The organism is Rothia sp. 11273D007AR (assembly GCF_053547255.1).
This window is the reverse complement of sequence record NZ_JBPPWJ010000007.1, coordinates 101,894-118,543: the sequence shown is the minus strand read 5'-3', so window position 1 is coordinate 118,543 and position 16,650 is coordinate 101,894. Positions and strand designations below refer to the sequence as shown.

Genomic DNA, 16,650 nt, shown 5'->3' with positions numbered 1-16,650 from the left:
CACAGATCCGTCTGCCCCGGGAGCAAACTAACACTCCCACTACCCCGCGCTCGGCGGGCTGGGAGGGGATAATAGAACCCATGCCTAGCGTACTCATTCGACACGGACAGACCGACTGGAACCTCGTACACCGCCTGCAGGGCTCCAGCGACATACCCCTCAACGACACCGGCCGCGCCCAGGCGCTTGCCGCCGCCCACAACGTGCTCGAATACGCCAAGACCCAAGCGGACGCCCACCCCGGCTTCACCTGGCACGGCGTCGTCACCTCCCCCCTCGCGCGCGCGGTAGAAACCGGCGCCATCATCGCCCAAGAACTCGGCCTGCCCGTCCTTGGCACCTACGCCGGCCTGGCAGAACGCTCCTTCAAAGACCTCGAAGGCGTACAGAACAACCCCGCCCTCTGGGAAACGGTAGAAAACGAAACCGCAGACATCGAACCCCTGGCCGACTTCCTCGCCCGCGTTGAAGACGCCCTCGACCAGGTTGAAGCCGACTACCCGGGTAAGAACCTGATTATCGTGGTGCACGGCATGCTGATTTCCCGCCTGCAAACCGCCCGCACCGGCCAGAAAGTGCTGGTGCCCCACAACGGTGAGGTAGTGCCCCTGGCACCTGCCCGCCGGGCGTCCTCCATCATGCTGATCCGCCACGGCCAGACCGACTGGAACAAGGCCCATCTCATGCAGGGCTCCAGCGATATTCCCCTCAACGAAACCGGCCGCGCCCAGGCCCACGAGACCGCTGCCTCTCTTAAGGCTCGGGGTTTCGAGTTCGACGTGGTGGTTTCGTCCCCGCTCTCCCGCGCCCACGAGACCGCAGAAATTATCGGCGCAGCCTTCGGTCTGACCGTCGACCGCACCTACGACGACCTGGTCGAACGCGGCTACGGTGAAGCTGAAGGGCTCGACATTTCAGCCGAGGCCCGCAAGGAGCCCGACGCCTACTACAGCGGCGTTGAAAGCGAACGCTCCGTCTACCTGCGCGGCATCAAGGTGCTGCGCCAGATTGCCCGCGACTACCCGGGCCAGCGCGTGATCGCCGTCTCCCACGGCTCCCTGATTCGCCGGGCCCTCTCTGCCACCCACGGCCGAGAGTTCGGCACTATTGCCAATGCCGAACCCTTCGAGGTTGATCTGCCGGGCCTTGCCCACTGGCTAGAGGTCAAGGAGCCCCTGCTGGTAGGTAAGCCCTAGTGGGGCGCGCCCTCCTGTGGGGTCTTGTCTGCCTGTATGTAGCTGCCGTCGCCTTCATCGTTCTCTGGCCCACCCACGTTGACTCCGGCGAGTCGGGTGAAACCCTAGCCCGGATACTTGCGGACGGCCACGCCCGCGGCTGGCTGCCCGGCTGGTTTGGCTACGGGCAGGTGGAATGGTTGTCGAACGTGGTCATGTTTGTGCCCGGCGGCCTGCTCTTCACTTGGCTGCTGCGCCCGGCCCGCCCCTGGCTCGTACCCCTGGGCGGTCTGGCCTGTACCCTGGCTATCGAAACCACCCAGCACTTCATGCCCGGGCGTACCAGCTCGCCCCTGGACGTCCTTGCCAATACCCTCGGGTGTGCTATCGGTTGGGTTTTGGCACTGACCCTAGTGAAAGTGACCGAAAAACCCAACCAAAACACCGAAATACACCTGTAACCGTGGGTTTTACATTGACGTGCCCACAGAAACCCACATAAAATCAACTGTAGATAGGGTCGCCCGACCCACCTTCCAGTTGTATAAGGTGATAAACACATGTTCGCTGAAGAACGACGTGCCGAAATAGCGAAGCTTGTAGCTTCTGCACGCCGTGTCAACGGCGCAGACCTGGCTAGACGCTACGAAGTCACGATGGAAACCGTCCGCCGTGACCTAGCAGCCCTCGAAGCTGACGGTAAGCTGCGCCGTGTACACGGCGGTGCCGTAACCGTAGAGCAGTCGACCTCTGTAGAGTCGTCTATCGCCCTACGTCAAAACATGAACACCCCCGAAAAACAGAAAATCGCCCTGCGTGCCTACGAGCTGCTGCGCGATTCGGACGCCGGTGCGGTAGTTCTCGACGCCGGTACCACCATCGAAATCCTCGCCGACCGTATCGCCGCCGCTGATTTCTCCCTCAAGTCAGGTGCCGACCGCCTCATCATCACCCACGCCCTTCACATCGCCGTGAAGCTGGCCGAGGCCGACGGCGTGGTGCTCGATATGGTAGGCGGCCAGCTCCGCAAAATGACCTGGGCCGCCGTTGGCACCCGGGCCGCCGCCCACTTCGAAACCATCCGTCCCGACATCGCCTTTATCGGCGTCAACGGCCTGGATGCCGAGTTTGGGCTCTCCACTCCCGGTCTCAACGAAGCCATCGTTAAGACCGCCATCGTCAAGTCAGCCCGCCGCGTGGTGCTCCTGTGCGACTCCGCCAAGTTCGGCCAGGAGTCCCTGGTACGTTTTGCCGGGCTTGAAGACATCGATACTCTCATTACCGATAAAGCGCCCGAGGGTGACCTCGCTGCAGCGCTTGAAGAATCCAACGTAGAGGTGCTTATCGCATGATCGTTACCCTAACTGCCAACCCCAGCATGGATCGCACCGTGGAGCTCAACCACGAAATCAAGCGCGGTGCCGTTCAGCGTGCCGTCGCTGCGGCGTCCGACCCCGGTGGCAAGGGCGTCAACATTGCCCGTGCCCTCAATATCTCCGGCTTTGAGACTGTAGCTGTGCTGCCCGGCGACAACGAAGACCCCGTGCTGGCCAGCCTCAAAGAGGCCGAGGTGCCCTTCGTCAACATGCCTATCGGCGCCCCGATTCGCTCCAACATCACCGTTGTTGAGCCCGACGGCACCACCACCAAGATCAACGCCCCCGGTGAGCCCCTCAACGATGTGGCCCAGCAGCAGCTGACCCGCCTCATGATCAAGGAAACTATCGAGGCATCCTGGCTGGTGCTGGCAGGCTCCCTGCCCGCCGGCGTCCCCTCCGACTACTACGCCGTGGTGGGCCGCTCTATCCGCGAGTCCCTGGGCGAGAAGGCCCCCCGCATCGCCGTTGACACCTCCGGTGCCGCCCTGCGCGACGCCCTGGTTGGCCTGGACGGCATGCCCAACCTCATCAAGCCCAACTCCGAAGAACTGGCTGAACTGGTGGGCAAGATCGAGATGGCGGACGAGCTAGAAGCCAGCCCCGAACTCACCGCAGCTACCGCCAAGGAACTGGTCGACCGCGGTGTCGAAATGGTTCTTGCCACCCTGGGTGGGGGAGGAGCCGTGCTGGTCACCGCAGAAGGTGCCTGGCACGCCGTCCACGCCCCCATCAAGGTGCGCTCCACCGTGGGCGCAGGCGACTGCTCTCTGGCCGGCTTCCTGATTGCCCACGAGCAGGGCAAAACCCTGCCCGAATGCCTGGTGCAGGCGGTAGCCCACGGCTCAGCCGCAGCCTCCCTCCCCGGCACCCAGGTGCCCACCCTAGAATCAACCACGCCCGAAGCAGTCACCCTGCGCGAGCTGGCCCTCTAAACCCCAACCGAACCACATTCTCAAACCCCTAAAACACAATCCGAGGAGGAGCACATGTCTGCTCTCATCACTGCGGATCTCATCAGCCTCGATGAGAACCTCGGCGAGACCCGCTTCGATGTCATCGAGCATCTAGCTGGTGCCGTCGTAGGTGCTGGCCGCGCCACCGACTTTGAGACCCTCTACGCTGCTGCGCGTGCCCGCGAGGAAAAGACCGACACCGGCATTCCCGGTGGTATCGCTATTCCCCACTGCCGCAGTGAAGCAGTCACCGAGCCCACCCTGGCTATGGCCCGCCCCAACCCCGCCGTTGACTTCGGCGCTAAGGACGGCCCCGCCGACCTCATCTTCTTCATCGCAGCTCCCGCAGACGGCGACGAAGCCCACCTGAAGATTCTTTCTCAGATGGCTCGCTCCCTCATGAAGAAGTCCTTCACCGCTGCCCTGCGCGAAGCCAAGACCGCTGACGAGGTCGTCGTCCTCGTTGAAGAGGCCCTGGGTCTGCGCGAAAAGGCAGCTGAGGCACCCGCTGCCGCTGCCGCGTCCGGCTCCGTAGCCGCTGCCGAGGCAGAAGCCCCCGCCCGCCGTAAGAAGATCGTGGCTGTGACCAACTGCCCCACCGGCATCGCCCACACCTACATGGCAGCCGATGGCCTCAAGTACGCCGCCGAAGAGCTGGGCTACGACTTCAAGGTTGAGCCCCAGGGCTCATCCGGTGGTGACAAGCTCACCCAGGCCGAAATCGACGAAGCCGATGCCGTCGTCTTTGCCGTTGCCCTGCCCGTCCGCGGCCGCGAACGCTTCGCCGGTAAGCCCTACGTCGAAGCCCCCGTCAAGCGCGGCATCGACGAGCCCAAGGCCATGATCGAAGAAGCCCTTGCCGAAGCTGAGAAGCCCAACGGCAAGCGCGTCGCCGCAGGTGCAGCTGACTCCTCAGAAACCGCTGAAGAAGGCGGCTCCTGGGGCACCCGCATCTACAAGGCCCTGATGACCGGCGTCTCCTACATGATTCCCTTCGTGGCAGCAGGCGGCATCATCCTGGCTATCGGCTTCATGCTCGAAGCGATCACCATGCCCAACCTGGGTGACGTAGACACCGAAGCTATCCTCTCCGGTGCCTCCCTCACCAACCTGGGCGACACCCCGCTCTCCCTCTACCTGGGCGCTGCCCTGCACACCATCGGCGCCTTTGGCCTGGGAGCTATGGTCCCGATTCTGGCAGCCTACATCGCCTACGGCCTGGCCCAGCGCCCCGGCATCGCCCCCGGCTTCATCGCCGGTTCTGTCGCCGTTATGGTGGGTGGTGGCTTCCTCGGCGGTATCGTCGCCGGTCTGCTCGCAGGTCTGTGTGCCTACTGGCTCTCCCTGCTCAAGCTGCCCCGCTGGCTTGCATCCATGATGCCCGTGGTCATCACCCCGCTCGTAGCCACCCTCTTCGCAGGCGGCCTCATGTTCTTCCTGCTCGGTGGCCCCCTCGCCTGGGTTACCACCTCTCTTGAGAACTGGCTCAACTCCATGACCGGTGCCTCAGCCATTCTGCTGGGTATCATCCTGGGCGCCATGATGGGCTTCGACCTCGGCGGCCCCGTCAACAAGGCAGCCTACCTTTTTGCCACCGCAGGCCTCTCCGCCGGTACCCTGGCCTCCCAGCAGGTCATGGCAGCCGTCATCATCTCAGGTATGGTTCCCCCGCTGGCTATGGCCCTGGCCACCGCCGTCCGCCCCAAGCTCTTTAGCGCTCCCGAACGCGAAAACGGCAAGGCAGCCTGGCTGCTGGGTGCCTCCTTCATCTCCGAAGGTGCCATCCCCTTCGCCACCGCCGACCCCCTGCGCGTTATCCCCTCATCCGTTGTCGGCGCAGCCGTTGCCGGTGCTATCTCCATGGGCGCAGGCGTAGCCTCACCCGCTCCCCACGGCGGTGTCTGGATCATCGCCCTGGTTGAGAACCCCCTCATGTTCCTTGTGGCCGCCATCGCAGGTACCGTAGTGGGCGCTCTCATGTATATTGTTCTCAAGTCACTTGCAGGCCGTAAGGCCGAGGCAACCGCCTAAATCACTTCAACCTCTTAGAAGGAAAACACTATGACTATCTACAAGGGTGTCGGCGTCTACGCCGGCCGCGTTATCGGCAAAGTCCTTCAGATGCCCGAGCCCATCAAGGCTCCCTCATCATCCCTGAAGCTCTCAGCCGACGAAACCCCCGAGCAGGCCGCCGAGCGTATCAAGGCCGCAGCCGAAACCGTCAAGAACGGTCTGCTGGAGCGCGCCGAGCACGCTAGCCGCGATGGCAAGGCCGTGCTCAAGTCCACCTCCCAGATGGCAACCGACCGCGCCCTGCTCAAGAGCGCCATCAAGATCGTTGAAAAGCAGGGCAAGGCCCCCGAACTGGCAGTCTGGGAAGCCGCATCAGCCTTCGCCGACCAGATGGCAGCCCTCGGCGGCTACATGGCCGAGCGCGTCACCGACATCCACGACGTCCGCGCCCGCATCGTTGCCGAGCTGACCGGCCAGCAGGCCCCCGGCATCCCCGTCTCAGCTGACCCCTTCATCCTGGCAGCTATCGACCTGGCACCGGCAGACACCGCCACCCTCGACCCCAAGCAGGTCATCGCCCTCATCACCTCAGACGGCGGCCCCCAGGCCCACACCGCGATTCTTGCTCGCGGCCTCGGCCTGCCCGCTATCGTTGCAGCCAAGGGCGTCACCGACATCGAAAACGGCACCGAAGTCTACATTGACTCCAACGAAGGCACCGTCAACACCGAGGTCACCGACGAGCACCGCGACCTGGCCGAAAAGTACGCCAACCGCAAGGAACTGCCCGACTTCGACGGCACCGGCGCCATGGCAGATGGCACCCTCGTACCCCTCTACGCTAACGTCGGCGACGGCAAGAGCGCCGAAAAGGCAGCCGGCCTCAAGGCCGAAGGCGTGGGCCTGCTCCGCACCGAATTCGGCTTCCTGGGTCACGACGCTGAACCCTCAGTAGAAACCCAGACCGCCAGCTACAAGGCCGTCTTCGACGCCTTCCCCGGCCAGCACATCGTTGTCCGCACCCTCGACGCAGGCGCCGACAAGCCCCTGCCCTTCCTCAACGTCAAGGAAGAAGAGAACCCCGCCCTCGGCGTCCGCGGCTACCGCACCGACTGGACCGTACCCGGCGTCCTCGAACGCCAGCTTGAAGCCATCAAGGCAGCAGCCGACGGCTCTGACGCCGACATCTGGGTCATGGCCCCCATGATCTCAACCACCAGTGAAGCCCGCCGCTTCAAGGAAATGGTTGATGAAGTAGGCCTGGCAACCCGTGGCGTTATGGTCGAAACCCCCGCAGCAGCCGTCAACGCTGAAGCGATCCTCGGTGAAGTCGACTTCGTCTCCATCGGCACCAACGACCTCACCCAGTACACCATGGCAGCAGACCGCCTGCTCGGCGACCTGGCCCACCTCAACAATCCCTGGCAGCCCGCCGTCCTCAAGATGATCAAGCTGACCGTCGAAGGCGCCAAGCGAGCATCCGCCAAGGCCGGCGTCAAGAAGTACGTCTCCGTCTGTGGTGAAGCAGCAGCCGACCCCGCCCTGGCCGTCGTCCTCGTTGGCCTGGGCGTCGACACCCTCTCCATGAACGCTGGCGCCATGGCAGCTGTCTCCGCCGTGCTCAAGTCGGTCACCCCCGAAAAGGCACAGCAGATCGCCAACGACGCCCTCGACCAGATCTCCTCAGCAGAAGCTAAGGAAGCAGCGCGCAAGCACCTGCCGATCCTGGACGAGCTCGGCCTCTAACCTCCACCGTCCACTACTGAATAAATCACACCAAAATAAGCGGTTAACACGCGCGAAACATACGCACCTGATTTAGACTCAGTAGTGGACAACAAATCCGCACCCCCTTTATAAGGAGAACACCATGGCAGAACGTATTGCCACCATCGCAAGCCGTGTTGGCCTGCACGCCCGCCCCGCAGCGATCTTCGCTGAAGCAGCAGGCGACCTCCCCGTTGAAGTCACCATCGCAGCTGAAGGCGAGCCTGCAGACGAGGCAATGGACGCAGCATCCATCCTGTCCCTGATGTCACTCGGCGCTAAGCACGGCGACAAGGTCGTTCTGCGCGCAGAGGGCGAAGGCGCTGAAGAAGCACTCGACACCCTGGTCAAGATCCTCGAGACCGACCACGACGCCGAGTAATTTCAGCCTAACGGTTTGAACGTGAAGCCCCTGCTTACTGCAAGCGGGGGCTTCACTGTGCCCGGGTAAGGGGCGACAGAGCCGATACCCAGCTGCACCAGACGAAACTCACGGCCCCCACAGGGTGCATAGCCCGCCCACTCTCGATAGACTGGGAAGCTGAAACCTTTCCCGCGCCCATGCGCGCACGAAAAGAAAAAGAGGGACCTTGCGACAGTTCACAGCCCGCTTCGCTACCGACGCCGAAATCGCCTCCTGGGATGACCACGTCATCGCCAGCCCCGGTGGCGGCAACCTGCTGCAGTCAGCGTCCTTCGCCTCCGTCAAAGCCAAGCACGGCTGGAAGCCCCTCTACCTGGTCTACGAAGGCACCACCGTCCTCGACGGCGCAGAAGCCCCTTTTGCCAGCTACAACCTAGTACTCGAAAAGTCCGTACCTGCCCTGGGCAAAATCTGGTACATGATCAAGGGCCCCGGTGTGAACTCTGTTGAAGAGATCCCCGCGATTCTCGATGCCAACAAGGACTTGATCAAGCGCGAGAAGCTGGGTGTCTTCGCGGTCAAGATTGAGCCCGATATTATCGCCGACGACTCCATCAATGCTTTTATGGCCAAGACCGGCCTGGTCAAGAGCTGGAACATACAGCCCAACGACTCCACCGCAATTCTTGATACCGACAAGAGCGAAGAGGACGTCCTCAAGTCTCTCTCATCCCGCGGACGCAACGCCGTGCGCCGCTCCCTGCGCGAGGGCTGCGAAGTTGAGCGCGTGCCGCTGACCGAAGAGAACATGAAGAAGATGTACGCCCTCATGGATACCGTGGGGCAGGGCAACGCCAAGGTGCACCTGCGCTCCTACGACTACTACCGCGACTTCTGGACCACCTTTGAGCAGGCTGGCCAGGGCCGTCTCTACTTCACCTACGAGGATGGCGAGCCTTCCGTAGGTGCCTACGTGATTCGCTACGGCGAGAAGGGCACCTACAAGGACGGCGGCTCCAAGCCCCGCCGCAAGCAGTACGGCGACTCCCACCAGGTGCAGTGGACTGCCCTGACCGACCTGATGAAGGAATTCGACATCAAGAGCTACGACTTCTGCGGCACCCCGCCCAAGAGCGAGCTCAAGAACAAGGACCACCACCACTACGGCCTGGGTCTCTTCAAGACCTCCTTCACCAAGGACGTCATCGACTACGTTGGCGTCTGGGACCAGGTGCTCTCACCTGTCAAGTACAAGGCCTGGAACCAGGCTGTTGAGAAGGTTATGCGCCAGCTCTGGGTCCGTAAGACCGGCCAGCCTTTCTACTAAACCGACCCCGGTTCAACTTGGGTACAGCGGACGCTGTGCCTGAACAACTTTCACCGTAAGAGGCGGAAGGAGTAATCCCTTTGACCCCCAGCAAGACTCCCTTGCAGCAAAAGGCTTACCCTTCTGCCTCTGCTTTTGATATGGCTCCCTCTGATGAGGGCACCGGGGCCGGGGCTTTTGGACAGACGGCCCTGCTGCCGCGCATGGCATCGGGCGAAAGCCCCGCGACTGGGCAGGGGAGTGCCGGGCAAACTGCACAGGGTTCGGACGCCAGTGGGCAGGACGCCCCCGCCCCCTCGTCCTCTCAGGCTTGGGGGCCCCTGCCGGTCGTGTCGCTTGATGAGGTGCGGGACCCGCAGCTGCGCAACCGCCTGGCCCACCTGGGGCAGGGCGAGAGCGCCTTTGATACTCCTGCTGAAACCGTAGACTCTACAGCTACCGGGGTAGCTGAACCGCCGGCGTCCGCTTTTGATCTGGCAACCCCCGCCACCTATCAGGTGCCCTCAGCTTTTGGCCCGGCTACCGACCTGAGTCTGGGGAGAGCCGATAGCGACAGCGACCCTGGCCCGGTAACTGCGGGAACCCCCACTGTTAACGAGGCAACCGGTCTGCAACAGGCCTCCTACCCCTCGGCTGCTGGGCCCCACACCGTTGCCCTGCCAACGACTCCCCGCCCGTCCGTCAAGCGCCCCTCGAGGGTGCGCTCATCCCTCAAGTCTTTTGTGAGCACCGACCAGTCGCTCACCAAACCCATGCGCGGCATTGCCCGCCTAGCCCAGCGTCCTTTCAATATCGCTGCAGCCCACCGGGCTGAGTACGTGCGTGAGAAAGAAGAGGCCCGCGAGGTCCTCAACTTCTCCCTGCGTCTAGCCGAGACTATGTTCCACTACGGGGCAGATACCGTCGATGTGGACTCGGCGATTGTGGCCGTGTGTGCAGCCTACGGTCTGGACGATGTAGAAATCGATATCACCAACCAGTCGGTGATCATTAACTACGTCTCTGATATCGACGAGGTCGATGATCGTACGCGGGCTATTAACCTGAGCGAGCCCGAAGACTCCGCACCCGGTAAAGAACGGTTTAGCCACACGGTTATGCGCGTGGTGCGCTCCTGGTCAGAGAACTACGCTGCCCTGGACGACATCTACAAGCTCATCAACGACATCACCGCGGGCGGGTTGCCCCGCCACCGGGCCGAGCGTCGCCTGCACAAGATCAACACCGCTAAAAAGCCCTACTCGCCCATGATTATCATGCTGGCTAACATAGTGGCGGCCTTCTCCCTGGTTCTGGCCCTGGGCGGGTCCCTCGCAGCGGGGGCTGTGGGCGGTATCGTTTTCCTGGCGATTCACTTCGTCAACAGCCTGATCTCTAAGCTCAAGATGCCCGGATTCTTCAACATGGCTGCGGGCGCCGGTGTGGTTACCTTCGCCGCTATTTATATATCGGATGAGGCATCTATCTTCTCCCAGGTGGGCTTTCACGTCTCGGCTCCCCACATCGTGGCGGCGGGGCTCATTATGCTCCTGCCCACCGCCCGGTTGGTTTCAACGGTGCAGGACGCCCTCAACGGCTTCCCGCTTACAGCGGCGGGTAAGTTCGTGTCAACCGGTATGTCCTTCCTCGGTATCGTGGTGGGGCTGGCCTCGGCGGTAGCGGTGCTGTCGGTACTGGGGGTGAGCGAGCTCGATATCACCGAAACCCGATTTGTGGGTGCGGGTCTGGCGGTCAGCTACACCTTCTTCATGCTGGCCTCTCTTGCCTTTGCGGTGACCACTCACGCCCGCTGGCGAACCCTTCTGTGGATACTGCTGATCGCTACCTGCGGCTTCTGGGTCTACCAGGGCTATACGCTCATGTTTGGCCCCGGGGCAGGGCGAGCCAACACGGCTTTTGCCGCTCTCGTGATTGGCCTGATGAGTACCTTCCTGGCCTATCGCCTGCATGCCCCTGCCTCCATCTTCTACGTTCCTGCCCTGACCTTCCTACTTCCCGGTCTCTCGGTCTTCCGCGGCCTCTACCTTTTTACGGTCGAAGCTAACTCCGATGCCGGTGTGCCCGGTATGGTAGCGGCTATCGCCATTATTCTTTCTATGGCATCTGGCGTAGTTCTGGGGAGCTACCTCATGCAGTACATCATTCAGCGCTATCTGAGCCCCTTGGTTGAAGGTAGCGAACAGAAAGAAAAACGTGACCGCTAGCGGCGGCTCCCGTGATACGCACGGCTTTTCTGAAAAGCCCGTTGCCGCCCAGCCCTTAGCCAATCAGCCGCCTGCACAGGTGGAGCTGCCGCAGGCGTCCTACCCGGCCACCGCCCCCGCGCCTCCGGTTTCTTCGCGCCGTCGGGCAGCTGCGAGCCTGCGCTCTTTTGCCCAGCCTCAGCAGGCTCTAACCGTACCTATCCGCGGGATCGCCCGCGTTGCCCAGCGTCAGGTTGCGCAGGTTGCCTTAGCCCGTTACCGCCAGCGGGTCAGACAGAAGGAAGAAACCCGCGAAATCCTGGCTTTCGCCCTGCGCTTGGCCGAGACCCTCTTCCACTATGGTGCCGACGCGGCAGATGTAGATGCTGCGGTAGTGACCGTATGCGCTATGTACGGTATTCACGATGTAGAAGTTGATATCACCTATCAGTCCATCGTGATTAACTACGTCTCTGAGTTCGACGAAGCGGCTAGCCGCGGGCAGCTGCCCGAAGCCGGAGGGTTGGAGAACGAAAAACTGGGCTTGACCCTGGTGCGGGTCGTTCGCTCTACCTCCGAGAACTACTGGGCTCTGCACCAGCTCTACCGACTGGTGCACGATATCGCTCAGGGGACCGTGAGCCGGGCCCGGGCCGAACGCCACCTAGCTCGGGTCAACGCTCAAAAGAAACCCTATTCACCGGCCGTTTTATTGGCGTGGAACCTGCTGATCGCGGGGGCATTTACCCTGGGGGTGGGAGGGTCTTGGCGGGCTGCGGTTACTTCTCTTGTGGTGTTTACCGTGGTGAACTTCGTACTGGTGTGGGCGGGGCGTTTGCGCCTGCCCAGCTACTTCATGATGGCCCTGGGCGCTGCAACGATTACGGTGCTGGCCCTACTCGTATCAGATCCCTTAGGGTGGCTGTACAGTAGAGGGTTTTACGTTTCTGCCCCGCACATCGTGGCAGCCGGGCTGATGATGTTCCTTCCCACCTTCCGCCTGGTTTCAGCGGTGCAGGACGCCCTTCACGGCTTCCCGCTGACCGCCGCCGGTAAATTCGTGGTGACGGGAGCAAACTTTACCGGTTTGATTGCCGGGATCTCGGTAGCGGTAACCCTCATGAACTACTTTGATGCCACCAGTCTTGACGTGCAGCAGTCGGTCTTTAGCCCCCCGCCCCTGTGGGTTTCTATTGCCGGTATGGTCATCGGTAGTGCTATGTCTGCAGCTGCCTGGCAGGGGTCAGCGCGCACTATTGTGCTGTCTGGGCTGGTGTCTTTGGTGGGGCAGCTAGCCTACTACGGGGTAGGGGCGGTTGCCGGTGAGGACGGTGCCCGTCTGCAGGTGCTGGCAGGGGCAACAGCCGTAGGGCTGAGTGCTGGATTCCTCGGGTATCTTCTCCATAGCCCAGCGTCGATTTATTATGTTCCGGGCATGATGTTTATGCTGCCCGGTCTCACTATCTTCCGCTCTTCCTACCTCATCTTGAACGGGCAGGATACGCTGATGGGGTTGCAGGGGCTCACTCTTGCTGGTGTGACTGTTTTGCTGATGGCAACAGGTATTGTGTGTGGCACCTATCTATGGGACGCTCTGACAGAGCGGCTGCGCACCTTGGCAAAAAATTAGGTATATGCCTTCATAGCTATGAACTGATAGGCTTCTGACAAGCGGATACTGCGTTTGTGGCTATTGGGGGAGCTGCCAGTTAACGGGCTCTGCCCCCTGCTGAACCAGAAGTTCGTTGACCCGGCTAAAAGGACGGGAACCGAAGAAACCCCGCGAGGCCGAGAGCGGGGACGGGTGCGGGGACTCCACACAGGGGTAGCCGCCGAGCAGGGGCCTGCATTTGCGGGCGTCCGCACCCCAGAGCAACCCCACCAGGGGCATGCCCCGTTGCGCCAGCGCCTCGATGGCAGCGGTTGTGACCTGCTCCCAGCCCAGATTGCGGTGCGACCCCGCCTGACCTGCCCCCACCGAAAGCACCCGGTTCATGAGCATAACCCCCTGGGCGCTCCACGCCGTAAGATCCCCGTGAGCCGGAGGCACCAGCCCGGTGTCGGCCTGGAGCTCCTTATAAATATTCTGTAGCGACCGGGGAATCGGGCGCACCTCGGGACGCACCGAAAAGCTCAGACCCATCGCGTGACCGGGGGTAGGGTAGGGGTCCTGCCCAATCACCAGCACCTTCACCTCGTTCATGGGGTAGGTAAAGGCCCGAAAAATATCGGCTCCAGGGGGAAGGGTAGCGCGTCCAGCCTCGTGCTCTGCGCGCAGGAAGTTCCCCATAGCTCGAATCTGAGGCTCCACCGGGGCGAGGGCTTGAGCCCAGTCAGGGGACATAATCTCATGCAGGGGACGAGCAGGCACAGTACTCCTTGAAAGGGATGCGGTATTCTCCCTACTAAGACTAGACCACTGAAAGTTAAGAGATGAGCAGCGAGACCACCGAACCCGCAGAGGGCTTGAGCGAGCTTGAGGTAGCTATTCTCAATCTCGAGAAAAAACGCTTCAAATACCAGGGCAGCAAAGAACAGGCTATTACCCGTACTCTGGGGCTTACCCCGGTTGCCTACTATCAGCAGCTCAACGCTCTGATCGACAACCCCAAGGCAGTTGCCGCCGAACCCGCGCTCACCCGCCGCCTACGGCTCAAGCGCGATACCCTAACCTAAGCCTCTTGGCCGGTAGGGAGCGTGAGCCCGCTTCACCGGCACCTAGCGTGTACCCTAGTAACTAAAAGCCCGCCACCGCGCACAATCATGAGGACGCCCGTGAACAGCTACCCCCGCGATGAGTTTGACGACATCGATGAGAACAACGCCCGCCGCGGCGCCTATCGCGGTGCTGTTAACGATACTGCGACGTCCCGCGCTGGTCTGCTCGCTATCATTGTGAGCGGCGTGCTGGCCCTCATCGTGGGTGGCACCATGTACGTGATCTCTCCGCGCACCGCCGCCCCCGAGGCGTCCGGCTCAACCAGTGCCACCGCTACCGCATCGGCAAGCCCGAGCGCTGAAGCCACTCCCACCACTAACCCTTCTAGCGTGACCGTTGAGGTGTATAACTCCAGTGCACCTGCTGGCGCTGCTGCCCAGGCTACCGCAGCCCTCGAAGAGGCCGGCTACACCGTTACCTCTACCGCTAACTGGGCAGGAGCCTACACAGCGGAGTCTTTGGTGTACTTCGCCACCGGGGCCTCCTCAGAAGCTAACGAAATAGCCGACACCCTGGGCCTGCCCACCATCGCCCAGGACTACCAGGCTGAGACCGGTCTCGTCTACGTGGTGCTCGGAGCCGACTTTGACCCCACCAGCCTGCCTGGGGCGCCGTCCTCACCTTCAGCTACTGCCCAAGAAACTGCCGATAGCGGCACCGGAGCGGCAGAGATAGGGCCTAACCCCGGTATACCCACCTCCGTTGATCGCTATAGCTATGACCCGGCCACCGCTACCTTCTACCTAGACCCCACCGGTAACTACATCTACGACTCAGCAACCGGCACCTACCAGCTAGGCTAGGGACGCTTACTCGCGGCCAGCGGACGTCCGCCTACCACCTGCCCGGCACCTCTTGTGCGCTGTGGGCGATTAAGGCTCAGCTGGGGGAGCAATAGGTTTGCGCCCCTAGAGCTCAAGTGCCAAGATTGGTATTAGCACTCAGAGGCTTCGACTGCTAAATCATGTGCTAGGTTTAGCCGCCGAACCGCTCTTGAGTAAAACACCTGAAGCGATGCTCTGGTGAGGCGCACCCTACCCGCCCCGACGGCGAGAGATGGGCTGCGCCGTCCGTCGCGGGCACCGAAGAATCGCGCTCACCCCGAATGTTCCAGAAGGAGCGAAAGCCATATGGCAAAGCTGATTGCTTTTGATGAAGAGGCACGCCGCGGTCTTGAAAAGGGTCTGAACACCCTAGCAGACGCAGTGAAGGTAACCCTCGGCCCCCGCGGTCGCAACGTTGTACTGGAGAAGGCCTGGGGCGCACCCACCATCACCAACGACGGTGTTTCCATCGCCAAGGAAATCGAACTCGAAGACCCCTACGAAAAGATCGGCGCAGAGCTGGTCAAGGAAGTCGCCAAGAAGACCGACGACATCGCCGGTGACGGTACCACCACCGCAACCGTCCTGGCTCAGGCCCTCGTCCGCGAAGGCCTGCGCAACGTCGCCGCTGGCGCCGACCCCCTCTCCCTCAAGCGCGGCATCGAAAAGGCAGTAGAAGCCGTCACCGCCGAACTGCTGGAGTCAGCTAAGGAAGTAGAAACCGAAGAAGAGATCGCTGCAACCGCATCTATCTCAGCCGGCGACCCCGAAATTGGTAAGCTGATTGCCCAGGCCATGGAAAAGGTCGGCAAGGAAGGCGTCATCACCGTCGAAGAGTCCAACACCTTCGGCCTGACCCTGGAACTGACCGAGGGTATGCGCTTCGACAAGGGCTTCCTCTCCGGCTACTTCGTCACCGACGCAGACCGCCAGGAAGCTGTTCTTGAAGACCCCTGCATCCTGATCGTTAGCTCCAAGATTTCTAACGTCAAGGACCTCGTCCCCGTCCTCGAAAAGGTCATGCAGTCCGGCAAGCCCCTGCTGATCGTCGCTGAGGACGTCGAGGGTGAAGCTCTTGCCCTGCTGGTACTCAACAAGATGCGCGGTTCCATCAAGTCTGTAGCTGTTAAGGCTCCCGGCTTCGGCGACCGCCGTAAGGCCCAGCTGGCCGACATCGCTATTCTCACCGGCGGCCAGGTCATCACCGAAGAGGTCGGCCTCTCTCTCGACACCGCAACCATTGACCTGCTCGGCCAGGCCCGCAAGGTTGTTGTCACCAAGGACGAGACCACCATCATCGAGGGCGCCGGCGATGCCGACGCTATCGAGGGTCGCGTAGCCCAGATCCGCGGTGAAATCGCTAACTCTGATTCCGACTACGACCGCGAGAAGCTGCAGGAGCGCCTGGCCAAGCTGGCTGGCGGCGTTGCAGTTCTCAAGGCAGGTGCCGCTACCGAGGTTGAACTCAAGGAACGCAAGCACCGCATCGAGGACGCCGTCCGCAACGCTAAGGCAGCCGTTGAAGAGGGCATCGTCCCCGGCGGCGGCGTAGCCCTGATTCAGGCCGGCGTTAAGGCCTTCGAGAAGCTGGAACTTTCCGGCGACGAAGCAACCGGTGCCAACATCGTCCGCGTCGCTATCGATGCCCCCCTTAAGCAGATCGCCTTCAACGCAGGCCTGGAGCCCGGCGTTGTTGTCGACAAGGTCCGCAACCTGCCCGCAGGTACCGGCCTGAACGCTGCAACCGGCGAATACGAAGACCTCATGGCAGCAGGTATCAACGACCCCGTGAAGGTTACCCGCTCTGCCCTGCAGAACGCTGCCTCCATCGCCGGTCTCTTCCTGACCACCGAGGCCGTCGTTGCCGACAAGCCCGAACCTGCAGCAGCAGCTCCCGCCCCCGACATGGGTGGCATGGGCGGCATGATGTAATTACGTCCGCCTGA

14 protein-coding genes are annotated in these 16,650 nt (G+C 62.0%); 13 read left to right on the top strand and 1 reads right to left on the bottom strand.

Annotated elements, in window-relative coordinates; all coding sequences use genetic code 11:
- The first annotated feature begins 80 nt into the window (after positions 1-80).
- The 10 genes from ACED88_RS05500 (at position 81) to ACED88_RS05455 (ending at position 12,791) form a co-directional block, all read left to right on the top strand.
- A complete protein-coding gene (locus ACED88_RS05500) occupies positions 81-1,196 on the top strand; it encodes a histidine phosphatase family protein (protein WP_449108998.1) in 1,116 nt (371 codons plus the stop codon).
- Entirely contained in the window at positions 1,196-1,636 is a 441-nt protein-coding gene (locus tag ACED88_RS05495) for a VanZ family protein (protein WP_449108997.1), read from the top strand. The genes ACED88_RS05500 and ACED88_RS05495 overlap by 1 nt, the downstream gene beginning before the upstream one ends.
- Positions 1,637-1,735: 99 nt before the next feature.
- The gene (locus ACED88_RS05490; protein ID WP_237195130.1) at positions 1,736-2,527 is read left to right on the top strand and encodes a DeoR/GlpR family DNA-binding transcription regulator; all 792 of its coding nucleotides are present in this window, start codon (positions 1,736-1,738) and stop codon (positions 2,525-2,527) included.
- Positions 2,524-3,486 carry a 1-phosphofructokinase family hexose kinase gene (locus ACED88_RS05485; RefSeq protein WP_283490284.1) on the top strand — a complete coding sequence of 321 codons (963 nt, stop codon included), beginning with the start codon at positions 2,524-2,526 and terminating at the stop codon, positions 3,484-3,486. The genes ACED88_RS05490 and ACED88_RS05485 overlap by 4 nt, the downstream gene beginning before the upstream one ends.
- A gap of 54 nt (positions 3,487-3,540) precedes the next feature.
- Positions 3,541-5,538 (top strand): PTS fructose transporter subunit IIABC, encoded by a 1,998-nt coding sequence (locus ACED88_RS05480; protein ID WP_449108996.1) that lies wholly within the window; start codon positions 3,541-3,543, stop codon positions 5,536-5,538.
- Between the two features lie 30 nt (positions 5,539-5,568).
- A complete protein-coding gene (gene ptsP / locus ACED88_RS05475) occupies positions 5,569-7,266 on the top strand; it encodes a phosphoenolpyruvate--protein phosphotransferase (protein WP_449108995.1) in 1,698 nt (565 codons plus the stop codon).
- 124 nt (positions 7,267-7,390) lie between these two features.
- The gene (locus ACED88_RS05470; RefSeq protein ID WP_135013272.1) at positions 7,391-7,669 is read left to right on the top strand and encodes an HPr family phosphocarrier protein; all 279 of its coding nucleotides are present in this window, start codon (positions 7,391-7,393) and stop codon (positions 7,667-7,669) included.
- Between the two features lie 208 nt (positions 7,670-7,877).
- Positions 7,878-8,978: a lipid II:glycine glycyltransferase FemX gene (locus ACED88_RS05465; protein ID WP_449108994.1), complete on the top strand. Its 1,101-nt coding sequence runs from the start codon at positions 7,878-7,880 to the stop codon at positions 8,976-8,978.
- An 80-nt stretch (positions 8,979-9,058) separates the two neighbouring features.
- Entirely contained in the window at positions 9,059-11,182 is a 2,124-nt protein-coding gene (locus ACED88_RS05460) for a threonine/serine exporter family protein (RefSeq protein WP_449108993.1), read from the top strand.
- Positions 11,172-12,791: a threonine/serine ThrE exporter family protein gene (locus ACED88_RS05455; protein ID WP_449108992.1), complete on the top strand. Its 1,620-nt coding sequence runs from the start codon at positions 11,172-11,174 to the stop codon at positions 12,789-12,791. The genes ACED88_RS05460 and ACED88_RS05455 overlap by 11 nt, the downstream gene beginning before the upstream one ends.
- A 60-nt stretch (positions 12,792-12,851) precedes the next feature.
- Here the strand turns inward: ACED88_RS05455 and ACED88_RS05450 are convergent, their stop codons facing one another.
- A complete protein-coding gene (locus ACED88_RS05450; RefSeq protein WP_449108991.1) occupies positions 12,852-13,532 on the bottom strand; it encodes a uracil-DNA glycosylase in 681 nt (226 codons plus the stop codon).
- A gap of 62 nt (positions 13,533-13,594) precedes the next feature.
- On the opposite strand from ACED88_RS05450, the gene ACED88_RS05445 reads away from it, so the two are divergent.
- The 3 genes from ACED88_RS05445 (at position 13,595) to groL (ending at position 16,636) form a co-directional block, all read left to right on the top strand.
- Entirely contained in the window at positions 13,595-13,837 is a 243-nt protein-coding gene (locus tag ACED88_RS05445) for a DUF3263 domain-containing protein (protein ID WP_449108990.1), read from the top strand.
- A gap of 99 nt (positions 13,838-13,936) precedes the next feature.
- Positions 13,937-14,683 (top strand): LytR C-terminal domain-containing protein, encoded by a 747-nt coding sequence (locus ACED88_RS05440; RefSeq protein WP_431464066.1) that lies wholly within the window; start codon positions 13,937-13,939, stop codon positions 14,681-14,683.
- Positions 14,684-15,010: 327 nt separating this feature from the next.
- The gene (groL, locus tag ACED88_RS05435; protein ID WP_449108989.1) at positions 15,011-16,636 is read left to right on the top strand and encodes a chaperonin GroEL; all 1,626 of its coding nucleotides are present in this window, start codon (positions 15,011-15,013) and stop codon (positions 16,634-16,636) included.
- Positions 16,637-16,650 lie beyond the last annotated feature (14 nt).